The organism is Natrinema sp. 1APR25-10V2, assembly GCF_031626495.1.
GTDB lineage: Archaea > Halobacteriota > Halobacteria > Halobacteriales > Natrialbaceae > Natrinema.
Window position 1 is genome coordinate 64,506 of record NZ_JAMQOJ010000003.1, and the last position, 18,668, is coordinate 83,173.

General features: G+C 65.8%; 19 protein-coding genes. 12 read left to right on the forward strand and 7 right to left on the reverse strand.

The genetic code is table 11. The features are described 5' to 3' along the window. Positions 1-131 precede the first annotated feature (131 nt). Both NDO75_RS09620 and NDO75_RS09625 read left to right on the forward strand, forming a co-directional pair. Entirely contained in the window at positions 132-548 is a 417-nt protein-coding gene (locus tag NDO75_RS09620; protein WP_310905946.1) for a DoxX family protein, read from the forward strand. A gap of 56 nt (positions 549-604) precedes the next feature. Then, positions 605-1,576, forward strand: a complete 972-nt coding sequence (locus tag NDO75_RS09625) for a glutathione S-transferase C-terminal domain-containing protein (protein WP_310905947.1) — start codon at positions 605-607, stop codon at positions 1,574-1,576. A 29-nt stretch (positions 1,577-1,605) separates the two neighbouring features. Here NDO75_RS09625 and uvrA read toward each other — a convergent pair whose 3' ends face one another. Next, complete coding sequence (gene uvrA, locus NDO75_RS09630; RefSeq protein ID WP_310905948.1) at positions 1,606-4,569, reverse strand: excinuclease ABC subunit UvrA; 2,964 nt, start codon at positions 4,567-4,569, stop codon at positions 1,606-1,608. Positions 4,570-4,828: 259 nt separating this feature from the next. On the opposite strand from uvrA, the gene NDO75_RS09635 reads away from it, so the two are divergent. Both NDO75_RS09635 and NDO75_RS09640 read left to right on the forward strand, forming a co-directional pair. Further along, positions 4,829-5,332: a hypothetical protein gene (locus NDO75_RS09635; RefSeq protein ID WP_310905949.1), complete on the forward strand. Its 504-nt coding sequence runs from the start codon at positions 4,829-4,831 to the stop codon at positions 5,330-5,332. A 125-nt stretch (positions 5,333-5,457) separates the two neighbouring features. Beyond that, on the forward strand, positions 5,458-6,387 hold the full coding sequence (locus tag NDO75_RS09640; RefSeq protein ID WP_310905950.1) for a ribonucleotide-diphosphate reductase subunit beta: 930 nt from the start codon (positions 5,458-5,460) through the stop codon (positions 6,385-6,387). 17 nt (positions 6,388-6,404) lie between these two features. On the opposite strand, the gene NDO75_RS09645 is transcribed toward NDO75_RS09640, so the two are convergent. Beyond that, positions 6,405-7,511: an aminotransferase class V-fold PLP-dependent enzyme gene (locus tag NDO75_RS09645; RefSeq protein WP_310905951.1), complete on the reverse strand. Its 1,107-nt coding sequence runs from the start codon at positions 7,509-7,511 to the stop codon at positions 6,405-6,407. 286 nt (positions 7,512-7,797) lie between these two features. Here NDO75_RS09645 and nirK point away from each other — a divergent pair, with 286 nt between their 5' ends. After that, the gene (gene nirK / locus NDO75_RS09650; RefSeq protein ID WP_310905952.1) at positions 7,798-8,886 is read left to right on the forward strand and encodes a copper-containing nitrite reductase; all 1,089 of its coding nucleotides are present in this window, start codon (positions 7,798-7,800) and stop codon (positions 8,884-8,886) included. A 282-nt stretch (positions 8,887-9,168) separates the two neighbouring features. Next, positions 9,169-9,960: a hypothetical protein gene (locus NDO75_RS09655; protein ID WP_310905953.1), complete on the forward strand. Its 792-nt coding sequence runs from the start codon at positions 9,169-9,171 to the stop codon at positions 9,958-9,960. 13 nt (positions 9,961-9,973) lie between these two features. Here NDO75_RS09655 and NDO75_RS09660 read toward each other — a convergent pair whose 3' ends face one another. Further along, positions 9,974-10,213 carry a hypothetical protein gene (locus NDO75_RS09660; protein WP_310905954.1) on the reverse strand — a complete coding sequence of 80 codons (240 nt, stop codon included), beginning with the start codon at positions 10,211-10,213 and terminating at the stop codon, positions 9,974-9,976. Positions 10,214-10,434: 221 nt separating this feature from the next. Here NDO75_RS09660 and NDO75_RS09665 point away from each other — a divergent pair, with 221 nt between their 5' ends. Then, a complete protein-coding gene (locus NDO75_RS09665) occupies positions 10,435-10,584 on the forward strand; it encodes a hypothetical protein (RefSeq protein WP_310905955.1) in 150 nt (49 codons plus the stop codon). A gap of 83 nt (positions 10,585-10,667) precedes the next feature. Continuing rightward, positions 10,668-11,084, forward strand: a complete 417-nt coding sequence (locus NDO75_RS09670) for a universal stress protein (RefSeq protein WP_310905956.1) — start codon at positions 10,668-10,670, stop codon at positions 11,082-11,084. A 34-nt stretch (positions 11,085-11,118) separates the two neighbouring features. On the opposite strand, the gene NDO75_RS09675 is transcribed toward NDO75_RS09670, so the two are convergent. Next, positions 11,119-11,349, reverse strand: coding sequence for a hypothetical protein (locus tag NDO75_RS09675; protein ID WP_310905957.1), 231 nt, complete (start codon positions 11,347-11,349; stop codon positions 11,119-11,121). 117 nt (positions 11,350-11,466) lie between these two features. Next, entirely contained in the window at positions 11,467-11,637 is a 171-nt protein-coding gene (locus NDO75_RS09680) for a hypothetical protein (protein WP_310905958.1), read from the reverse strand. 164 nt (positions 11,638-11,801) lie between these two features. Here NDO75_RS09680 and NDO75_RS09685 point away from each other — a divergent pair, with 164 nt between their 5' ends. After that, positions 11,802-11,936 (forward strand): transporter, encoded by a 135-nt coding sequence (locus NDO75_RS09685; RefSeq protein WP_310905959.1) that lies wholly within the window; start codon positions 11,802-11,804, stop codon positions 11,934-11,936. A 423-nt stretch (positions 11,937-12,359) separates the two neighbouring features. Here the strand turns inward: NDO75_RS09685 and NDO75_RS09690 are convergent, their stop codons facing one another. Further along, a complete protein-coding gene (locus tag NDO75_RS09690; protein ID WP_310905960.1) occupies positions 12,360-14,030 on the reverse strand; it encodes an AMP-binding protein in 1,671 nt (556 codons plus the stop codon). Between the two features lie 190 nt (positions 14,031-14,220). On the opposite strand from NDO75_RS09690, the gene NDO75_RS09695 reads away from it, so the two are divergent. Continuing rightward, positions 14,221-15,474 (forward strand): digeranylgeranylglycerophospholipid reductase, encoded by a 1,254-nt coding sequence (locus tag NDO75_RS09695; protein WP_310905961.1) that lies wholly within the window; start codon positions 14,221-14,223, stop codon positions 15,472-15,474. 27 nt (positions 15,475-15,501) lie between these two features. Here NDO75_RS09695 and NDO75_RS09700 read toward each other — a convergent pair whose 3' ends face one another. Then, complete coding sequence (locus NDO75_RS09700; protein WP_310905962.1) at positions 15,502-17,142, reverse strand: NAD-binding protein; 1,641 nt, start codon at positions 17,140-17,142, stop codon at positions 15,502-15,504. A gap of 175 nt (positions 17,143-17,317) precedes the next feature. On the opposite strand from NDO75_RS09700, the gene NDO75_RS09705 reads away from it, so the two are divergent. Beyond that, positions 17,318-18,115: a ZIP family metal transporter gene (locus NDO75_RS09705; RefSeq protein ID WP_310905963.1), complete on the forward strand. Its 798-nt coding sequence runs from the start codon at positions 17,318-17,320 to the stop codon at positions 18,113-18,115. Positions 18,116-18,196: 81 nt separating this feature from the next. Next, a complete protein-coding gene (locus NDO75_RS09710) occupies positions 18,197-18,640 on the forward strand; it encodes a universal stress protein (protein WP_310905964.1) in 444 nt (147 codons plus the stop codon). Positions 18,641-18,668 lie beyond the last annotated feature (28 nt).

Below are 18,668 nucleotides of genomic sequence, written 5' to 3' on the forward strand. Positions count from 1 at the left end.
ACCTGATGTACTATAATCCACCTGACACTTATGGCCGTGGGGCCGGTAGTCGAAGCTGCGATGAACCAACACATCACCGCCGAACGAATCGAACGCGAACCGGACGCGGCGACGACGGAGGGGGGAGACTAATGGCGTTCGAAGCGACCGGTGCCGGCGAAGCGCTGCTGGCCGGCCGCATCCTCTTTGCAGCCGTGCTCGGCTTTCTGGCCGTCGGTAACTTACAGGACGTCGACGAGACCGTCGCGTACGCGGCGAGCAAGGGCGCGCCGGTACCCCGCCTGACGGTCCCGCTCGCGAGCCTCGCGCTGGTCGCCGGCGCGGTCTCGATCCTGCTCGGCGCGTTCCCGCTGCTGGGCTCGCTCGCGGTGGTCGGTTTCCTGGTCGGCGTCACACCCGTGATGCACGACTTCTGGAGTCAGGAGGGGATGGACCGACAGAACGAGCAGATCCACTTCCTGAAGAACGTCGGGCTCGCGGGCGGCGCCCTGGTGTTCGCGGCGCTGGCGACGACCACCTGGCCCTACGCGGTCGGGCTCACGATCTGAGCGTCCCGACCGGACCGAGCACAGCTGCCGAGTCATCAGCGATATCGATACGACCTATGGGACGACTCATCGACGGCGAGTGGCGAACCGACATCACGAACGACGATACCGAAGACGTCGACCTCGAGCCGACGGCGTTCCGGGCCGAAATCGGTCCGGACGGCCCGCACCCCCCGGTGCCGGAGCGGTACCATCTCTACGTCTCGAGGGCCTGTCCGTGGGCCCACGGGACGCTCCTCACCCGCAGGTTGCTCGGGCTGGACGACGCGGTTACGATCGACGTCGTCGATCCGCACCGCGCGGACGACGGCTGGGAGTTCTCCCCGGACAAAGCGGGGTGTACGCCCGACACGATCAACGGCAGCGACTACCTCCGGGAGGTGTACACGGCCGCGGAGCCGACCTATACGGGCCGCGTGTCCGTCCCCGTTCTCTGGGATCAGGAACGCGAGACAATCGTCAACGAGGAATCAGACGAGATCATGCGGACGCTCGCCGACGCGTTCGCCGACCACCGCGGCGTCGACCTCTACCCTGAAGACCGGCGCGAGGAGGTCGACGAGGTCATCGAGGCGCTCTACGGCCCGCTCAACCGCGGCGTCTACGCGGCCGGCTTCGCCTCGAGCCAGGCCGAGTACGAGGCCGCCGTCGAGACCGTCTTCGACGCGCTCGATCGCTGGGAGTCCGTGCTGTCGGATCAGCGCTATCTGCTCGGCGACGAGTTGACGCTGGCGGATCTGCGGCTGTTCCCGACCCTCGTCCGCTTCGACGCCGTCTACCACACGCATTTCAAGTGCAACGTCCGCCGGCTCGTCGACTATCCGAACCTCTGGGGGTACACGCGTGACATCTATCAGATGGACGGCGTCGCCGAGACGGTCGATCTGGGCCATATCAAAGAACACTACTACCGCAGCCACGACGACATCGATCCGACCGGATTCGTCCCCGCTGGCCCCGAGATCGACTTCGAGGCACCGCACGATCGGGACGAACTCCCCGGCGAACCGCCGGAGCCGTTGGCGTAACTCCCGCAAAAGACGCCGATTTCTCCCGCTCAGTCGTCGTCCATCGGCGCGCTTACGGGCTCGACGCGCTCACCGCGGGGCCCCTCGAGATCGATCTTCGGCAGCAGATCCCGCAGATAGCGGCCGGTGTGGGACTCCTCGAGGCGAGCCACGTCCTCCGGCGTGCCGGTGGCGACGATTTCGCCGCCGTTCTCGCCGCCTTCGGGGCCGAGATCGATGACGTGGTCGGCGTTTTTGACGAGGTCGAGCTCGTGTTCGATGACGACGACGGTGTTGCCGTTGTCGGTCAGTCGGTGGAGGACGTCGATGAGCTTGCGTTCGTCGGCCGAGTGCAGTCCCGTGGTCGGCTCGTCGAGCAGGTAGAGCGTCTCGCCGGAGTCCTTCTTGCCGAGTTCCTCCGCCAGCTTGATGCGCTGGGCCTCCCCGCCCGAGAGCGTCGTGGAGGGCTGGCCGAGCTTCATGTAGTCGAGCCCGACGTCTTTCAGCAGTTTGAGCCGACGGCGGATCTGGCTCGAGGACTCGAAGAACTCGTACGCTTCTTCGACCGACATCTCGAGGACGTCGGCGATCGTTTTCCCCTTGTAGGTCACGTCGAGCGTGGCGTCGTTGTAGCGGGCACCGTCGCACTCCTCGCAGGGGACGTACACGTCGCTCAGGAAGTTCATCTCGATCTTCACCGTGCCCTGACCGCCACACTCCTCGCAGCGGCCGCCCTTGACGTTGAACGAGAACCGCCCCTTCTCGTAGCCCCGCTGTTTCGAGAGCTTCGTCTGGGCGAACAGCTCCCGGACGTAGTCGAAGACGTTAGTGTACGTCGCGGGGTTCGACCGGGGCGTACGGCCGATCGGCGACTGGTCGATCAGCCGGACCGTCTCGATCTCCTCGAGCCCCTCGAGGGCGTCGTGGTCGCCCGGAATTACGCTCGTGTTGTCGTTCATCTCGCGCGCGAGACCCTTGTAGAGCACCTCGTGCATCAGCGTGGACTTCCCGGAGCCCGAGACGCCCGTGATCGCGGTAAAGCAGCCCAGCGGGAGGTCCACGTCGAGGTCCTTCAGGTTGTGCTGGCGCGCCCCGCGGATCGTCAACGCGCCGTCGGGATCGCGCCGGTCGTCGGGAACCGGTATCTGCTTGCGGCCGGAGAGGTAGTCTCCGGTGATCGACTCCTCGGTCGCCTTGACCTCCTCGACGGGACCGTTGGCGACGACTTCGCCGCCGCGCTTGCCCGGACCCGGACCCATGTCGATGACGTTGTCCGCCCGTCGCATCGTCTCCTCGTCGTGTTCGACGACGAGCAGGGTGTTGCCCAGGTCGCGCAGTTCCTCGAGCGTGTCCAGCAGCCGGTCGTTGTCCCGCTGGTGGAGTCCGATCGAGGGCTCGTCGAGTACGTACAACACGCCGACGAGGCCGGAGCCGATCTGGGTCGCGAGCCGGATACGCTGGCTCTCCCCGCCCGACAGCGTCGAGGCCTCGCGGTCGAGCGTCAGATATTCGAGGCCGACCTCGCACATGAAGCCGAGGCGGGCGCGGATCTCCTTCAGGATCTCCTCGGCGATCACCTTTTCGCGCTCGGTGAGGTCCGCCTCCATCGACTCGAAGTGCTCGAGCGCGTCGCCGATGCTCATCGCGTTGATCTCCGTGATGGCGGTCTCGTCGACCAATACCGCTCTCGAGGCGGGTTTGAGCCGGGTGCCGTCACAGGCCGGACACTCCGTGACCGACATGTAGTCCTCGATGTGTTCGCGGGTCGAGTCGGAGTCGGTCTCGAGATACCGACGCTCTAAGTTCGGAATGACGCCCTCGAAGCGCTTCTTCTTGCGCCGAGTCCCGTTTTTCGTGTTCCGCTTGAACAGCACCTGCTCGTTCGTTCCGTAGAGGAACGCCTGCTGAACGTCCGCGTCGAGGTCCTCGAAGGGAGTCGACAGCGAGACGCCGAAGTGCTCGGCGACCGCGTCGAGCCGAGTCTTGTAGTACGAGCGGTTGTAGCTCCAGGCCTCGAACACGTGTTTGAGCGGCTTGGACTCGTCTTGGATGACGAGGTCCTCGTCGACTTCCTTGGTCTCGCCCAGACCCTCGCACTCGGGGCAGGCACCGTGGGGCGAGTTGAAGGAGAAGGAGCGGGTCTCGATCTCCGGCACGTCGATCCCGCAGTGCGTACACGCGAGATCCTTCGAGAACTCGACGACGAAGCGGTCGTCGTTCTCGGTCTCCTCGCCCAGCGCACCTGTTCGGCGGGCTTCCTCGCCGAGATCCGCGGCCACTTCCTCGGACGCGTCCGGGAGGATGACCTTGAGGACGCCGTCGGCCTCCTCGAGCGCCGTCTCGACGCTGTCGATGATGCGCGGCCGGTCCTCGACGCTGACCTTCACGCGGTCGACGATCACGTCGATCGTGTGGTCGAAGTTCTCGTCCAGATCGGGGTCGTCCATCGTGAGGTCGTGTTCCTCGCCGTCGATCTCGACGCGGGCGTACCCCTCGGAGACGAGTTCCTCGAAGAGGTCCTCGAACGCGCCCTTCTGGTCGCGGACGACGGGTGCCGCGAGTTTGGCCTTGGTCCCTTCGGGGAGCTCGAGGATGCGCTCGACCATATTTTGAGCACTCTGCTCGCCGACCTCGCGGCCGCACTCGGGACAGTGAGGCGTGCCGACGCGGGCGTAGAGCAAGCGCAGGTAGTCGTGGAGCTCCGTGACCGTCCCGACGGTCGAACGGGGGTTGTTCGCGGCGTTCTTCTGGTCGATCGAGATCGCCGGCGAGAGTCCTTCGACGGTCTCGACCTGGGGCTTGTCCATCTGGCCCAGGAAGTTCCGGGCGTACGCCGAGAGGCTCTCGATGTAGCGGCGCTGGCCTTCGGCGTAGACCGTCTCGAAGGCGAGCGAGGACTTGCCCGAGCCCGAGAGGCCGGTGACGACGGTGAAGGCCTCGCGGGGGATCGAGACGTCGAGGTCCTTGAGGTTGTGTTCTTCCGCACCCCGGACTTCGATGGTGTCCTTGCTCATCGTTCGGTCGCAGATACGGACTGTCTCGGTTGTCGACGCGGTGCCAGATTCATTGTATCTGTGTCAGTGGCCGGAAGGACTTAACGAGTCTGAAAAGCCAATGCCGAGAGGCGTGCTAGCACCCAGCGGTATCGGGAGCGGATGCGGCCGGACCGTGCCGTAGTCGCGTACCGGCACGAGGGAGCGACCGACCGCAGTCTCGGTCGAACGCACCGATTCGAACCCAAAGTACCTTCGGCCGGAAGCCCAAGGGAATCGCATGAGCGACGACGCCGCGGACGCGCTCGCGGTCGACGAGTTCGTCGAGTACTGCCGTACCCAGGCCGGTCTGCTCTCCGGACACGTCGAGACGATGGGCGAGGAGGCCGACGAACTCTTGGACGAGATCGACCGAGAGATGGCCGAGATCAGATCGCGCCTCGAGGCGCTCCCGGACGAGGTCGAAGGCACCGAATCGCCGTCGACTACGGACGTGCCGGACGCGAACGAGGTCGACGTCGCGGCGATCGAGGAGCTACAGGCGGAACTCGAGGAGAAGCAACTGCTCGTCGAGGCCAAACAGGCCCGGATGCAGGCCTTTCAGGACCTGGCCGCGGGCTACACCGATCTCGCCGACGAACTGGCCGCGGAAGCCGACGATGGGCAGGACGCCCTGACTCGGGTCGTCGAGTTCGAAGCCGACGCTGACGCGCCGGCGTACTTCGACGAGCGCCAGACGATGGTCGAGGCCGCCGCTGCATCACGAGACGCCGAGGGCGAGTAAGCGAATCGATCGGACTCGTCGAGTGTGACCGTCTTCACGGGAGTCTGTTGACAGCTTTGTTTACCGCCGCTCCGACATGATTCTCAGCCGAACATTGATTTGCACCTTCCTCGTCACGTGTGAGCATGCCAATCGAATACAGCCAGCGCGAGAAGTCCTACGAACTGTATCGGAAAGGAAAGCGAGAGGGGACGTGGGATCCGGACGACTACGACCTCGAGGGGGACCGAGCCGACTGGCAGCAGTTCTCCGAGGACGAACAGCGGCGATTCCTCGCGACGTGTTCGGGGTTCTACGACGGGGAAGAGGACGTTACGCGGACGCTCGCACCCTACATGATGGCGCTGGACGCGCTGCCGAACGAGGAGATGCCGTTCGACACGGTCCAAGAGGAGATGTACCTGGCACAGCAGGTGTACGAAGAGGCCAAGCACACCGACCTGTTCAGCCGTTACTTCGAGGAAGTCTTCGAGACGCAGGAGACGGAACCCTATCGCGAGGGCGGCTATCAAGAGCAGGGGTATAGCACGGACGACCTCTACGACACCGCGGACGACCTGATGGCGGCCGTCGCAAGCGGCGATCGGACCGAACTCGTCTACGCGCTCGGCGAGGCCTACCTGAACTACATGGGCATCGTCGAGGCCCAGCTCGCCCGCGGCGGCTACCTCAGCTTCGACCAGATGATCGAGCTGAAAGCCGAACAGATGGGCCGCGACGTCGTCCTCGAGTCGTTCCAGACGGCCATCGGCAAGGTCCGCCAGGACGAGACGAGACACATCGAGAACGGCCGCTGGATCCTGCAGCAGTTGGCCGAGGCCGAACCCGACATCGTCGCGGACGTCTACGAGCCGCGCATCGAAGAGTACGTCGAGAATCGACTGCTGACGGACCCCCTCTACGACGAACAGCCCTTCGAGGGCTACGACCAGCGCAAGATCGGCAAACAGGTCGTCCAGTACCTCCAGGACACCATCGACTACATCGGTGCCGACCGGTTCGAGCGCTACGACGACGTTCGGGCCGCCATGGAGGAGCGTCAGGCCGCAGATTAACGCACAGCAGAACCGTTCTACAGCGCCTCGAGTAGTACATCCACGTCTTCGCGGCTGTTGTACGCGTGGATCGACGCGCGAATGGCCTCCGGGTACGGGAGGGAGCGGACGACGATTCCCTGCTCGGCGAGTCGCTCGACGGTTTCCTCGGGGTCGTCGACGGCGATCGTCACCAGTCCCGACTCGTACGACCGGGGGCTCACCAGGCGCTCGTCCGGCACGCCGTCTTTGAGCCGATCGGTGAGGGCCTCGATCCGCCGTTGAATCGCGTCGATGCCGATCTCCTCGAGCGTCGCGATCGCTTCCGTCAGCCCGGCGTGGGGGGCGGGGCTGGCGGTGCCGACCTCGAACCGGCCCGCGCCGGCCGCGTAGCGGTAGTCGTCGGCGTTCTCGTCCGCGACGCTCCGGTAGCCGATCGCGGCGGGCGAGCGGTCCCGCTCGGCCCCGTCGCGGACGTAGAGGAAACCGGCGCCGAACGGGCCGACCAGCCACTTGTGACCCGCCGCGACGACGAAATCGGCACCCCACTCCCGAACGTCGACGGGGACCTGACCGGGCGACTGGACGGCGTCGACTAGCACCATCGCTCCGGCGTCGTGGGCGATCTCGACGAGGTCCGCGATCGGCAGCCGCGTCCCGTGGGTCCACGTCAGCGAACTCACGCAGCACAGCGTCGCGTCCTCGAGCGCCGATGTCGCGCCTTCGAGGTCGAGCCGGCCGTTCTCGGTCTCGAGCACCCGCACGTCGACCCCGTGTTCGCGCTCGAGGCGCTGCCACGGCAGGATTCCGGCAGAGTGCTCGAGATCGGTCCGGACGACGACGTCGCCGTCGCCCCAGTCGAACGCGCCCGCGACGCGGTTGATCCCGTCGGTCGTACTCTGTGTCAACGCGATCTCGTCGGGCGTCGCACCGAGCAGGCTGGCGACGGCTGCCCGCGCCTCGTCGTACGCGTCGAACGCCGCGGGGTACATCCCCTCGGCCGCGGGTGCTTCGTACTCGTGGTACTCGAGGGCCGATTCGGCCGCCTCGACGACGCGGCGCGGGCTCGGCCCGCCGGCACCCCAGTTGCAGTAGACGCTCGACTCGAGGGCGGGCATCGTCTCGCGGAGATCGCTCGGCTCCATTACCCGAGCGTTCGGTCGCTATCGTGTTCGTTCTGACGGTCGTCTATTCGTGTCAGCGTTCATTTAGTTCGACGACGATCTCGCTCGGTGCGACGAACTCGTGCTACTCGAGACCACCAAGAAACGGCTGGAAGGTGCCTCGAGCCTGGCGTATTGGCATTCGATCGATATGGGATATATAAACACCCACGATATAGCGGGAAACATCAACTCTGTTACCATAGCTCGGGAATCGTCGATACGACTGAACGTATGTCCCCCCACTATCCGAGTGAGGAGAAGACCAATGACCTCGACCCAACTCAACCGACGGCACATGCTACAGGCGATCGGGGCGACCGGTGCCCTGGCCGTGGCCGGCTGTCTCAGTAGCGACACGGAGGAGAACAGCTCGAACAGTGACAAGCCGGCGGACGAGGAGGGACTGCCGGCGGCGAAGTCGGTCGACGTCGACCAGATCGCACGCGACCCCACCGACATCCCCGCGCCGGTCGACTGGAGCGAACCCCGCACTCACGACGTGACGCTGCAGACCCAGAAGGTGACCGCCGAGATCGAACCCGGCGTCACGTTCGACTACATGACCTTCGGCGGGCAGGTCCCGGGTCCGATGATCCGGGTGCGTCAGGGTGACACGGTCAACCTCACCTTCGACGTCCCCGAAGAGATGAACGCGGCGATGCACAACGTCGACTTCCACGCGGTCTACGGACCCGGCGGCGGCGCAGACGCGACCACCATCGCGCCCGACGCTGACCCGACCCAGATCCAGTTCAGCGCGGAGTATCCCGGCGTGTTCATCTACCACTGTGCGGTCCCCGCGATGGACTACCACATCAGTAGCGGGATGTTCGGCTCGATCCTCGTCGAGCCCGAGGACGGACTGCCCGAGGTCGACCACGAGTTCTACCTCGGCCAGCACGAGATCTACACCACCGGCGAGGTCGGCCAGCAGGGCCACCACGGCTTCGACCACGACGCGATGAAGCGCGAAGAGCCCACCTACGTCGTCTTCAACGGCCAGGCCTACGGCTTCACCGCCGACGCCGCCGGCCCGATGAAAGCCAACACCGGCGAAACCGCTCGGGTCTACTTCGCCAACGGCGGTCCGAACCTGCTGAGCTCGCTCCACCCGATCGGCAACGTCTGGAGCGACCTCTACCGCGACGGCGACCTGCTCAGCGAACCCGCTAACAACATCGAAACCACGCCCGTCTCGCCCGGTACTACTACCGCCGGCGTCATGGAGTTCCCCGTGCCAGGCCCGGTCAAGATCGTCGACCACGCGCTCTCGCGAGTCGTCCACCGCGGCGCGCTCGGGATCGTCGACGTCGAAGGCGAGCCCAAACCCGAGATCTTCAATCCCGATCCGTGAGCCGTGACGGGCCCCACTGGGGTTTGAATCGCTTTTCTGCGTCCCCGTATTCACCTGCCGGGAGCACCGGCTGTCGACGGGGCGTTGGCTGTAACACGTACGATAGCTGTCGGTGACGTGTGCTGTGCGGTCCGCTCGGAACCTCGAGCAACGGCTCCGACGCGACTCGCCTCGCGACGGCGGGTCGGTTTCTCGATACCCGCCTCCGAGCGAACATGTCGGCTTCCCGACCGCCGGTAAGAGAGGTGTATTCTTATGCCGGTTGGGCCGCCAGATACACGCATGACGTTCCCCTCGAGTCCGTCGATTGCCTTCGACGCCGGCGATCCGGCGACGACGGTCGCGATCGGGCGGCTGTTCGCGTACCTCGCGATCGGTATCGCCGCGGTAATTCTCCTGTACTACGCGATCGTCTACGTCCGGGAGGTCCTCGCGGTCGACGCCACGACCGAGCAGTGGTATCTCACGATCGGGATCGGCGCGGCGATCGTCTACGCCGTCGCCGGCGTCGGCTCGATCCTGCTAGAACCCGACTGGATCGGCCGCTTCGTCGACGGCGCGGTCCTGTTTTTCATCCTCTTTCTCGCGCTGGCGATCCGCGCGATGTACCACGATCAGCCCACGGCGCGGGATCGCTCTCGACTGCTGCCAACGTGGGTCGACTACGTCGTCATCGTCGGCTTCATCGCCGCCTGGTGGGGTGCGTTCCTCGTGGAGAGCTCCTCGACGCGGCTGGTCGTCGCGGTTGGCTGGGTCGTCACTTCCGCGTGGGCGGTGTTCTACGGTGTCCGCGCCGTTCAGGTCCACGAGGGGACGACGTTCGCCGCGCTGACGCGCCACCTGCTGCCGGCGATCGTCTGCGTCGCCGCGGTCGTCTTCGTCGATCTGCTCACGAGCTATCTCGACGGCTACGGTGCGCTCGCCGACGCCGCCTGGCTCGTCGGCACGACGCTCGTCGCCGCTTTCCTCTTTAACACCGCCGTCGCGATCCGACAGCAAGGCGGCGAACTCCAGCGGCTCTACGACTGGACGACCTGGCGCGAACAGTCGTTCGACGACCGGTCCGTCGAGTGAGACGCGGTCCGCGTCAGAGTTCCCCGCGCAGAATGACCTCGTTGTCGACCCGCTCGAGCATGTCCTCCGTCACGATGTAGTCCTCGTCGTCCTCGCCCTCCCAGCCGAACGAGGCCATCGCCTGCTCTGCGAGGCTCGGGTTGGGATCGACGGCGGCCCTGCCGTTTTCGACCTTCGCGACGATACCGAGTTCCTTGCCTTCGACGTCGACGACGGTCTTTCCGACGTCGTCGTCGGTCAGTGGGGCTGTCATATCGGCAGTTACGGCGACCGATCGGGTAAGTGGACGGCCGTCCCGTGCCGGCGGACACTCGAGGTAGTCCGAGCGGTATCGGATCGAGTTCGGTTCCGATCGAACCGGTTTCAGATCGGGTGCTTGCAAGTGCCGACAAAGCGAAACGCCGCTCGCCCCCGATTATTTGACCGCGGACGCCGTAGTGCGGCTAACGCGCACCGACCGCGTTGTCATCTACTATGACATACACACTCGAGATCAGCGACGACCTGAAGGAGCGACTCGACAGCCACTGCGAAGAGGGCCAATCGCACGAGGAACTCATCGCGGAACTGGTCTCGATGTACGAGACCGAGGGGACGTTCCTGCAGGAAGGCTACTCCGAATGAGGCATGGAGACCGTCGAGCGGCGACGGTCCACTGACTGTGGTAATGGATGACACTCAAGTAGTCCGTCCACGTACAGGTCAGTATGCACCTGCTAGTCGCCCTCGAAGACTCGGACCCGGGGTGGGCGGCCTTCGAGTTCGCGTGTCGGGAACACGCCGACGACGAGATCACGGTTCTCCACGCCGTCGATCCGACGAACAGCAGCTACGGCGAGGTCGCACACCTCGGCGCGGAGGAACTGCTCGAGCGCCGGCGCGAGGAGGCCCGCGACCTGCTCGCGGAGGCCGAAGACCGCGCAGCCGACTACGGTCGGTCGGTTGAAACGGCGGTCGCCGTCGGCCAGCCCGCCGACGAGATCGTCGAATACGCCGCGGAGAACGACCTGGATCTCATCGTCGTCGGCAGTCACGGCCGAACCGGCTTCTCGAGGGTCCTCCTGGGGAGCGTCGCCGAACGAGTCGCGCGCCAAGCACCCGTTCCGGTGACGATCGTCCGGTAAGCGTTCGTCCGCCTTTCCGCCGGCGCACAGCGGCTTACTCGACGCCGTACCACTGACAGAGATATCGGACGAACTGAGCGATGACGAGCCCGGCGAACGCCCCGACCAGAAACGCGTTCGACGCGTCGATCGCGAGCAGTTCGGTGACGACGTACTGGGCCGAGACCACGGCGATGACGGCAACGAGCACGCTCACGGCAGTCAGCTCCGGATGGTCGCGGAGGCTGCTCGAGCGCTCGAGTCGTCCGGCCGATTCTTCTTGCATGAGCGACCGTGTTCCGCGAGCGGCTTATGGATCTTCTGTTTGTACAGATAGCCGCGGCGGATCGGAGACGAGGCTATCTCCGCGAGTCACGTCTCGAGAGTGGACATACTTGTAGCCCTATTCGGTTCCGTACACCTCCACCCGAAGATACCCGACCCCGAGTGCGGCGTAAAACACGCCCAGGGCGGTCGGGAACCAGTCACCTCGACTGGCATAGAGTCCGGCCTGAACGAGCCCGACGGCCACCATTGCCACACCGATCCCCATCTTCGTCCGCCTCGCAGCCATGTGTTGGCGATACAACTAAACAGTGTAAACCGTTGCGCTCTCCGCTCCCGCTCGCGGTCGGCCGTCAGATCGGCCGTGGCTCTCGGTCGCACGCTTTCAGGCCGCGACCTTCGATTCACAAATCACGCAGCGATCTTTTCCGCGTTCCCCGGCTACGGGCGAGCATGGTTCGACTCTCCACCATTATCATACTCGTCGGAATCGTGCGATTCACGCCGCTCCCGCCACCGCTGGGAATCGTTCTCGGCGCGCTCCTGATCCTCGGCGGCGGTGCGCTCAGAGTGTTCACTGAGAAGTGATTCCTGAGAGAGACTGGTCTATGCGTTGGTTCCGTGTCTGCGATCGAGATACGTGTGTTCTCTCGCGAAAACGCCGACGTGGTCGGCGTTGACCTCCCCTCCCGGTGGTGTGTCAACCGAGGCGGAGTCCGAGCATGAACAATGTGGCTATTGGCTTCACGGTGGAGCGATCTCGGGAGCGGCGAGGTATGTCTCGGAGCGATCGGTCAGTTGGGGCTTCGGCCGGATCCCTCCCCTCGCCGAGTGAATGGTCGTTTCACACTATAATAGCGCTACTTCCCAACTATGTCGGTCCAAACACCGGTCGCTATCGCTATCACTGTTCATTTCTTCCCATATCGATAACACAACCCACCTCGCCGTTTCGAGATCGGCGGAGACGCGTTGTCCACGACCGAACCGGTCGATCCACGTCGTCGCCGGCTACGACTCGGTGGCGATCACGTCCTCGAGCGCCTCTCGATCCAGTTTTCCCATGTCCGTTACCGGGAGCTGGTCGAGGACGACGACGTCGCGGGGCCGCTTGTACGCGGCGAGTTGCGTTTCGGCCCACTCGAGGAATTCGCCTTCGGCGAGCGAGCCGTTTGCGAGCGTGACGGCGGCCACGACCTCCGAGCCCTTGGTCTCGTGGTCGCGGCCGACGACGGCGGCGTTGGCGATGTCGGCGTGGGTCTTCAGCACTTCTTCGACCTCGGCGGGGGCGATCGAGTAGCCGCTGGATTTGATCATGTACTTGCGCCGGCCGAGGAAGTAGAGGGCCCCGTCCTCAGTCATGCGACCGATGTCGCCGGTGAGCACGTACCCGTCGTGAAACGCCGCTTCGGTCTCCTCGGGCTTACCGAGATACCCCTCGAAGAGCGACGGCGAGTCGACGGTGATCTCGCCCGTCTCGCCGCGGGGGACCGCCTCGTGGGTCTCCCAGTCGCGGATCACGATGTCGGTGTCGTAGACGGGTTTGCCGACGAACCCTTCCTCGACCACGCCGAGTCCTTGCGTGAACGTATCCCGCGTGTGGGTCTCGGTCAGTCCGTACGCCGCCTCGTACATCGTCGAGTCGGTTACGCCCGCCCACCGCTCGCAGAGGTCCTCAGTCAGCGCCTGCCCGAAACTCGTCACCGGCATCGACTCGAGCGAGTCGATCTCGCGGACGTCGTTCTCGAGCAGCGGAAGCAGTTCGCGAACCATCGGAGTGGTAATCCAGCCGTTGGTCGGCTCGTGGGCCGCCAGCGCGTCGACGTAGGCCTCGGGTTCGTACCGGGTCAGGAGGACGGTGGTCCCGCCCTGAACCATCGGCGAGTCGACGGCGTTCAACTTCCCGGCGACGTGGAAGACGGGCATCACCGCGAGGTGGCGGGTGGTCTCGTCCCGGTCGGTCAGCGCCGAGGACGTGGCCGCGGCGAAGAGGACGTTTTCGTAACTGTGCATGCAGCCCTTCGGCAGGCCGGTCGTCCCCGAGGTGTACTGCAGCAGGCAGATGTCGTCCATCGCGACGTCGACGGCCGGCGGGTCGGCGGGCGTCTCATCGAGAATCGTCTCGACGTAGCTGACCCCGTCGGACGCCGGCTGGCGCGCCGCCTCGATCGCCTCGGCCATATCGTCGTGGATCGCGGGCACCGGCTCGTCGGGCAGATACGTCTCGAAGCGCGCGTAGACGACTTCCTCGAGCGGCGTCTCGTCGCGGACGGCCTCGAGCAGCGAGGCGTGGGTGTCCCCCGCGACGGCAATCTGCGCGTCGCCGTCGGAGAGCTGGTAGGAGAGGCGGTGTTCCTTCGACATCGGGCTGCAGGGGCTAACCCGCATCCCCAGTTTCTGGGCGGCGTAGTAGGCGACGACGTACTGCGGGCAGTTCTGAAGCAAGAGGAGCAGCGTGTCCCCGCGACCGTATCCCCGCTCGTCGAGGTACGTCGCGAACCGATCGATCGAATCGCCGAGTTCGCCGTACGTGATCTCGGTGCCGTAGTAGTTGATCGCCACCCGATCCGGCTGCTCGTCGGCGTACTGAGCGACGTATTCGTGCAACGGCCGCTGCCCGAACGGAAACGCGGGTTCGCTCGGGACGCCGTCGGGAAACTCGCCGGGGGGCGTGGTAACCATGTGCACGCCATCACAACGGACGTGTAAATCCGTTATGTTCGACCAGCAGCGCTGCCGCGACCGTCGCGTCCCCCCGGTTTTCGGCCGCGATTCCGGCCTGCGCGTGCCGAACCGAAACTCAAGGGACTCGGCCACGTACCGTCGACTCGAACCGGACAAACTAATTACGGTCCACTACAGTCCAGATTACATGAACGACCGCTACGACGTAGTCATCGCCGGTGCCGGTCCCGCCGGCGCACAGTGTGCCCGGGATCTCGCTACGAGAGGGTACGACGTCGTCGTCCTCGAGACCGAAGCCGAGGACGAGTTCCCGCGCCAGAGCAACAAGTCCACCGCGGGGACGTTCCCCTCGATGATGGCCTCCTTCGGCATCCCCGACGACGTGGTGATGCAGTTCACCGACAGCGTCGTCCTCGAGTCGCCGACGGAACACTACGTCCGCGAACAGCCCGGCGCGGTCCTCGAGTTCGCCGATTTCAAGCGCTACCTCGTGAAAGACGGCCGCGACGAGGGCGCGGAGTACCGCTTCGACGCCCGCGTTACCGCACCGATCATGGAGGGCGGCGAGATCGTCGGCGTCACCTACAACGGCGACGAGGAGGTCTACGGCGAGATCGTCGTCGACGCGACGGGGCCGGCCGCGCCGCTCGCGAAGAAACTCGGCGTCGTCGACCTGAAACGCGAGAACCACGCCATCGGTATCGAGTACGAGTTCGAGGGGATCGACATCGACCGGCCCGGCTTCGCCGATCTGCACGACGCCATGATGCTCCGACTGGACCACGAGATCGCGCCCGGCGGCTACTCCTGGATCTTCCACACCGGCGAGGACACCGCCAAGGTCGGCCTCTGTTACATCCAGAACGACCACCACAGCCGGTACGCCAAGGACGGCTACACCATCGACGGCTACCTGGAGCACTGGTTGGAGACGGATCCCCGGTTCCGGGACGCCGAGAAGATCGCGGGCAAACAACACCGCGGGTCGGCCCATATCCAAAAACCCGGCCGGCTCCACACGGATCGGTTCATGGCCATCGGCGACACCGTCCCGACGGTCGACCCGCTCTGGGGCGAGGGGATCAACAAGTGCATGCAGTCCGGCCGGGTGGCCGCCGTCGCCGCCGATGGCTGTCTCAAACACGCCGACCTCGAGCCGACCGCCGAGAACCTCGCCGTCTACGACACCCTCTGGCACCGGGACGTCGCGCCCAACGTCGACAAGCGACTGCTGATGACCCATCTCCTCTATCTCGCGCCCAACGAGCGCTACGACAAGCTCATGCGGGACCTGAAGCGTCTCGGCGACGATACGCTGGCCGACGCGAACAACGGGGACCCGCTCGCGATCGCGCGGCTGCTCGATCTCGAGGACGCGCCGATGCTCGCCCAGTTCGCGAAACAACGGTTGGCCCCCGATTTCCGCTCGCTGCTGTCGTAGCTCGCCTCGGTCGACCGACCATCGTTTTCAGGCGAGAAACTGCACTTCGAACGACTGGACGCTCTCGTCGGTGCCCGCGAGGATCACCTCGTCGTCGCCCTCGACGACGAGTTCCGACGGATCGAACGCCGTGATCGTCTCGCCGTCTCTGACGACCGCGACGACGGTACAGCCCGTTCTCGAGCGAACGGCGGCGTCGACGATCGTTCGGCCCGCCAGCCGGCCCGCGGGGAGCCTGACGACGTTGATCCCCCGGTCGACCGCCAGCACCTCCTCGTCCTCGAAGACGGTCGACGCCATCATTCGACCGCTGACCGTCGCCAGCGACTGGACGTAGTCAGCCCCGGCCCGGTACAGCTTCCGAACGTCCTCGGCGTCGTTCGCCCGGACGACCACGTCGGCGGAGGGGTTCAGATCGCGCGCGACGAGCGCCGCGAACACGGCCGTCGTATCGTCGTCGAGGGTAACGATCACCGCGGCCGCGTCGTCGACGCCGGCCTCGCGGAGCGCCGCCGGATCTCGAGCGTCACCGACGACGTCGACGCCCTCCTTTTCGACGTTGTCGAGGACGGTCACGCGGGCGTTCGTGCCGGCCAACGCCTCTGCGGCCGCTACGCCCGACTCGCCGTAGCCGGCGATCACCACGTCCCGATCGGCGAACGACCGGACCGTCGACGTCGCTTTCGTTCGAAACGCCTCGATCCGCTCGGGCTCTCCCGCGACGAGCAGCCGCGTCCCGGCCTGGAGGGCCCGATCTCGCGGAATCGGACTCTCGAACGTTCCGTCGAACCACGCGCCGATGCCGTCCACGCCGAACCGCTCCCGGAGCCCGACCTCGCCGGCGGGCTTGTCACAGAGGTCGCTCCCTTCGGCGATCGAGACCTCGACCAGCTCCAGATCGCTCCCGATCTCGACCCCCTCGTCGACCGCGGTCGTCACCGCCGTCGGCACCCGCCGCGCGAGGCTCTCGCCGAGCAACTGGCGCGGCGAGAGCACCTCCTCGGCCCCCGCGATCCGGTGGTACTCCCCGAGGCGCCGATCCTCGACCAGCGTCACCACCCGCACGTCCGGGTTCGCCTCCCGAGCCGAGAGGACGATGCTCGCGTTCGTATCGTCCGCCGAATCGGCCACGACCGCCGTCGCCCGCTCGATGCCGGCGCTCTCGAGCACCGCCGTCGACTCCGGATCGCCGTGGACGACCCGGCGATCGGACTCGTGGAGTTCCGTCGCCGTCTCCTCGTCGGACGACACGACGACGTACTCCCGGCCGCGCGACTCGAGTTCCTCGACGAACGCCTCGCCGCGAGGGGTGTACTCGCAGATGACGACGTGGTCCGTGACGTCCGTCACTGCGGTCGGCGGGGTGACCGCGAGCGTGTCCCGCAGCCAGGGGACCGCGAAGATGTCGACCGCGGTGAGGATCAGCCCGATCCCCATGAGCTGCAGGCCGATCGTCAGCGCGTACATCTGCGGCGTCGCCCACCCGGCGTCCTCGCCGTAGCCGGTCGTCGTGAACGACTGAAAGACGATTCCGAGCGATCGGAACAGCGGCTGCGGGTCGTTCTCCCACGTCGCCATCCCGTAATTGTACAGCAACGTCGAGCCGACGGTCGTCACGACCACGAGGGCGAAGTAGTGGCGAGTGCGGCGGGATCTCCACAGTGGCATACGATACCCATCAGACGGGCGGCTGTTGACGGTATCGGTCGATCCGCCCGGCTCGCGCCGATCCCGCTCGGTCCCGCGCCCCCCAACCCGTCATACGACGGCTCTCGCCGCGCGGTACTGGCCGTTGTGCCCGCCTTCGTCGTCCATTTATACCGGTAGTTCGTTCTGTGGGCACATGGCGCTCCTCGAGAACCTCGTGCTCGTGTTCGTCGCCGGGCTGATCACGGCGCTGGCGACCGGGCTCGGTGCGCTGCCGTTTTTCTTCTTCGATGGGATCAGCGATCGCCGGAACGTGGTGTTGTGGGGGCTCGCCTCGGGAATCATGCTCTCGGCGTCGACGTTCGGACTCGTCAATGAAGGGCTGGCCGAGGGAACGCCACTCGAGATCGCGATCGGGCTGCTGGCCGGCGTCGGCCTCGTCGTCGTCGCCCACGACGTCCTACTGGACGCCGACATCGATCCCCAGCAGTACGAGGAGGCGGACTTCAAGAAACTCGTCCTCATTCTCGGCATCCTCACCGTCCACAGCTTTCCCGAGGGCGTCGCCATCGGCGTCTCCTTCGCCGATCTCGGGCTCGAGGGGGGTACCGAACTGCTCGGCTTTACCGTCCCGCTGCTGGCGGTCTTCATGACGGTCGCGATCTCTATCCACAACATCCCCGAGGGAACCGCGATCTCGATCCCGCTGACCTCGATGGGCGTCGCGAAGTGGAAACTCGTCTGGTGGGCGGTCTTCTCGAGTCTCCCGCAGCCGATCGGGGCGGTCATCGCGTTCGGATTCGTCCGATACGCCCGCGAGTTCCTCCCCTACGGCTTCGGCTTCGCAGCCGGCGCGATGATCTACCTCGTCCTCACGGAGTTCGTCCCGGAAGCGCTCGACATCGGCGAGGAGCTACCCCGCGGCGGCAAACCCGAACTCGCGGGCGGCATCCTCGTCGGGGTTCTCGTCATGGTGCCGCTCGCGTTCGTGTGAGCGCGTTCACCGACCCACGGCGGACGAACGCCACCTGTCGTTTCGGCAGGAATTTCACGGTGCCCGCCGTACCGTCGGCCCATGTTCGACACGATCCTCGTCCCGACCGACGGCAGCGACCACGCCGAGGCCGCCGCCGAGACCGCCATCGAACTCGCGACCGTCCACGACGCGGCGGTATACGTCGCCTGCGTCGCCGACACCGGCCCGCTGGCCGACCTTCGTCTGCCGGGCGACGCGGCGAGCGCCGAAGACGCGATGCGCGGGCGCGCTCGGGAGTACGTCGATGCCGTCGTCGACCGGGCCGACGCCGCCGGGCTCGACGTCACCGGCACGGTGCTCGAGGGGCCGCCGGAGGAGGCGCTGCTCGAGTACGCCGGCGAGATCGACGCCGATCTCGTCGTCATGGGAACCCGCGGCCGCGGCGGCGTTCACCGAATGGCGCTGGGTAGCGTCACCGATCACGTCATCCGCTTCGGCGATATTCCGGTGTTCGTCGCGAACTCGGGGTCGCAGTCGGAGTGAGTCGGTTTTGCGGAGATTCCCGTCGCGT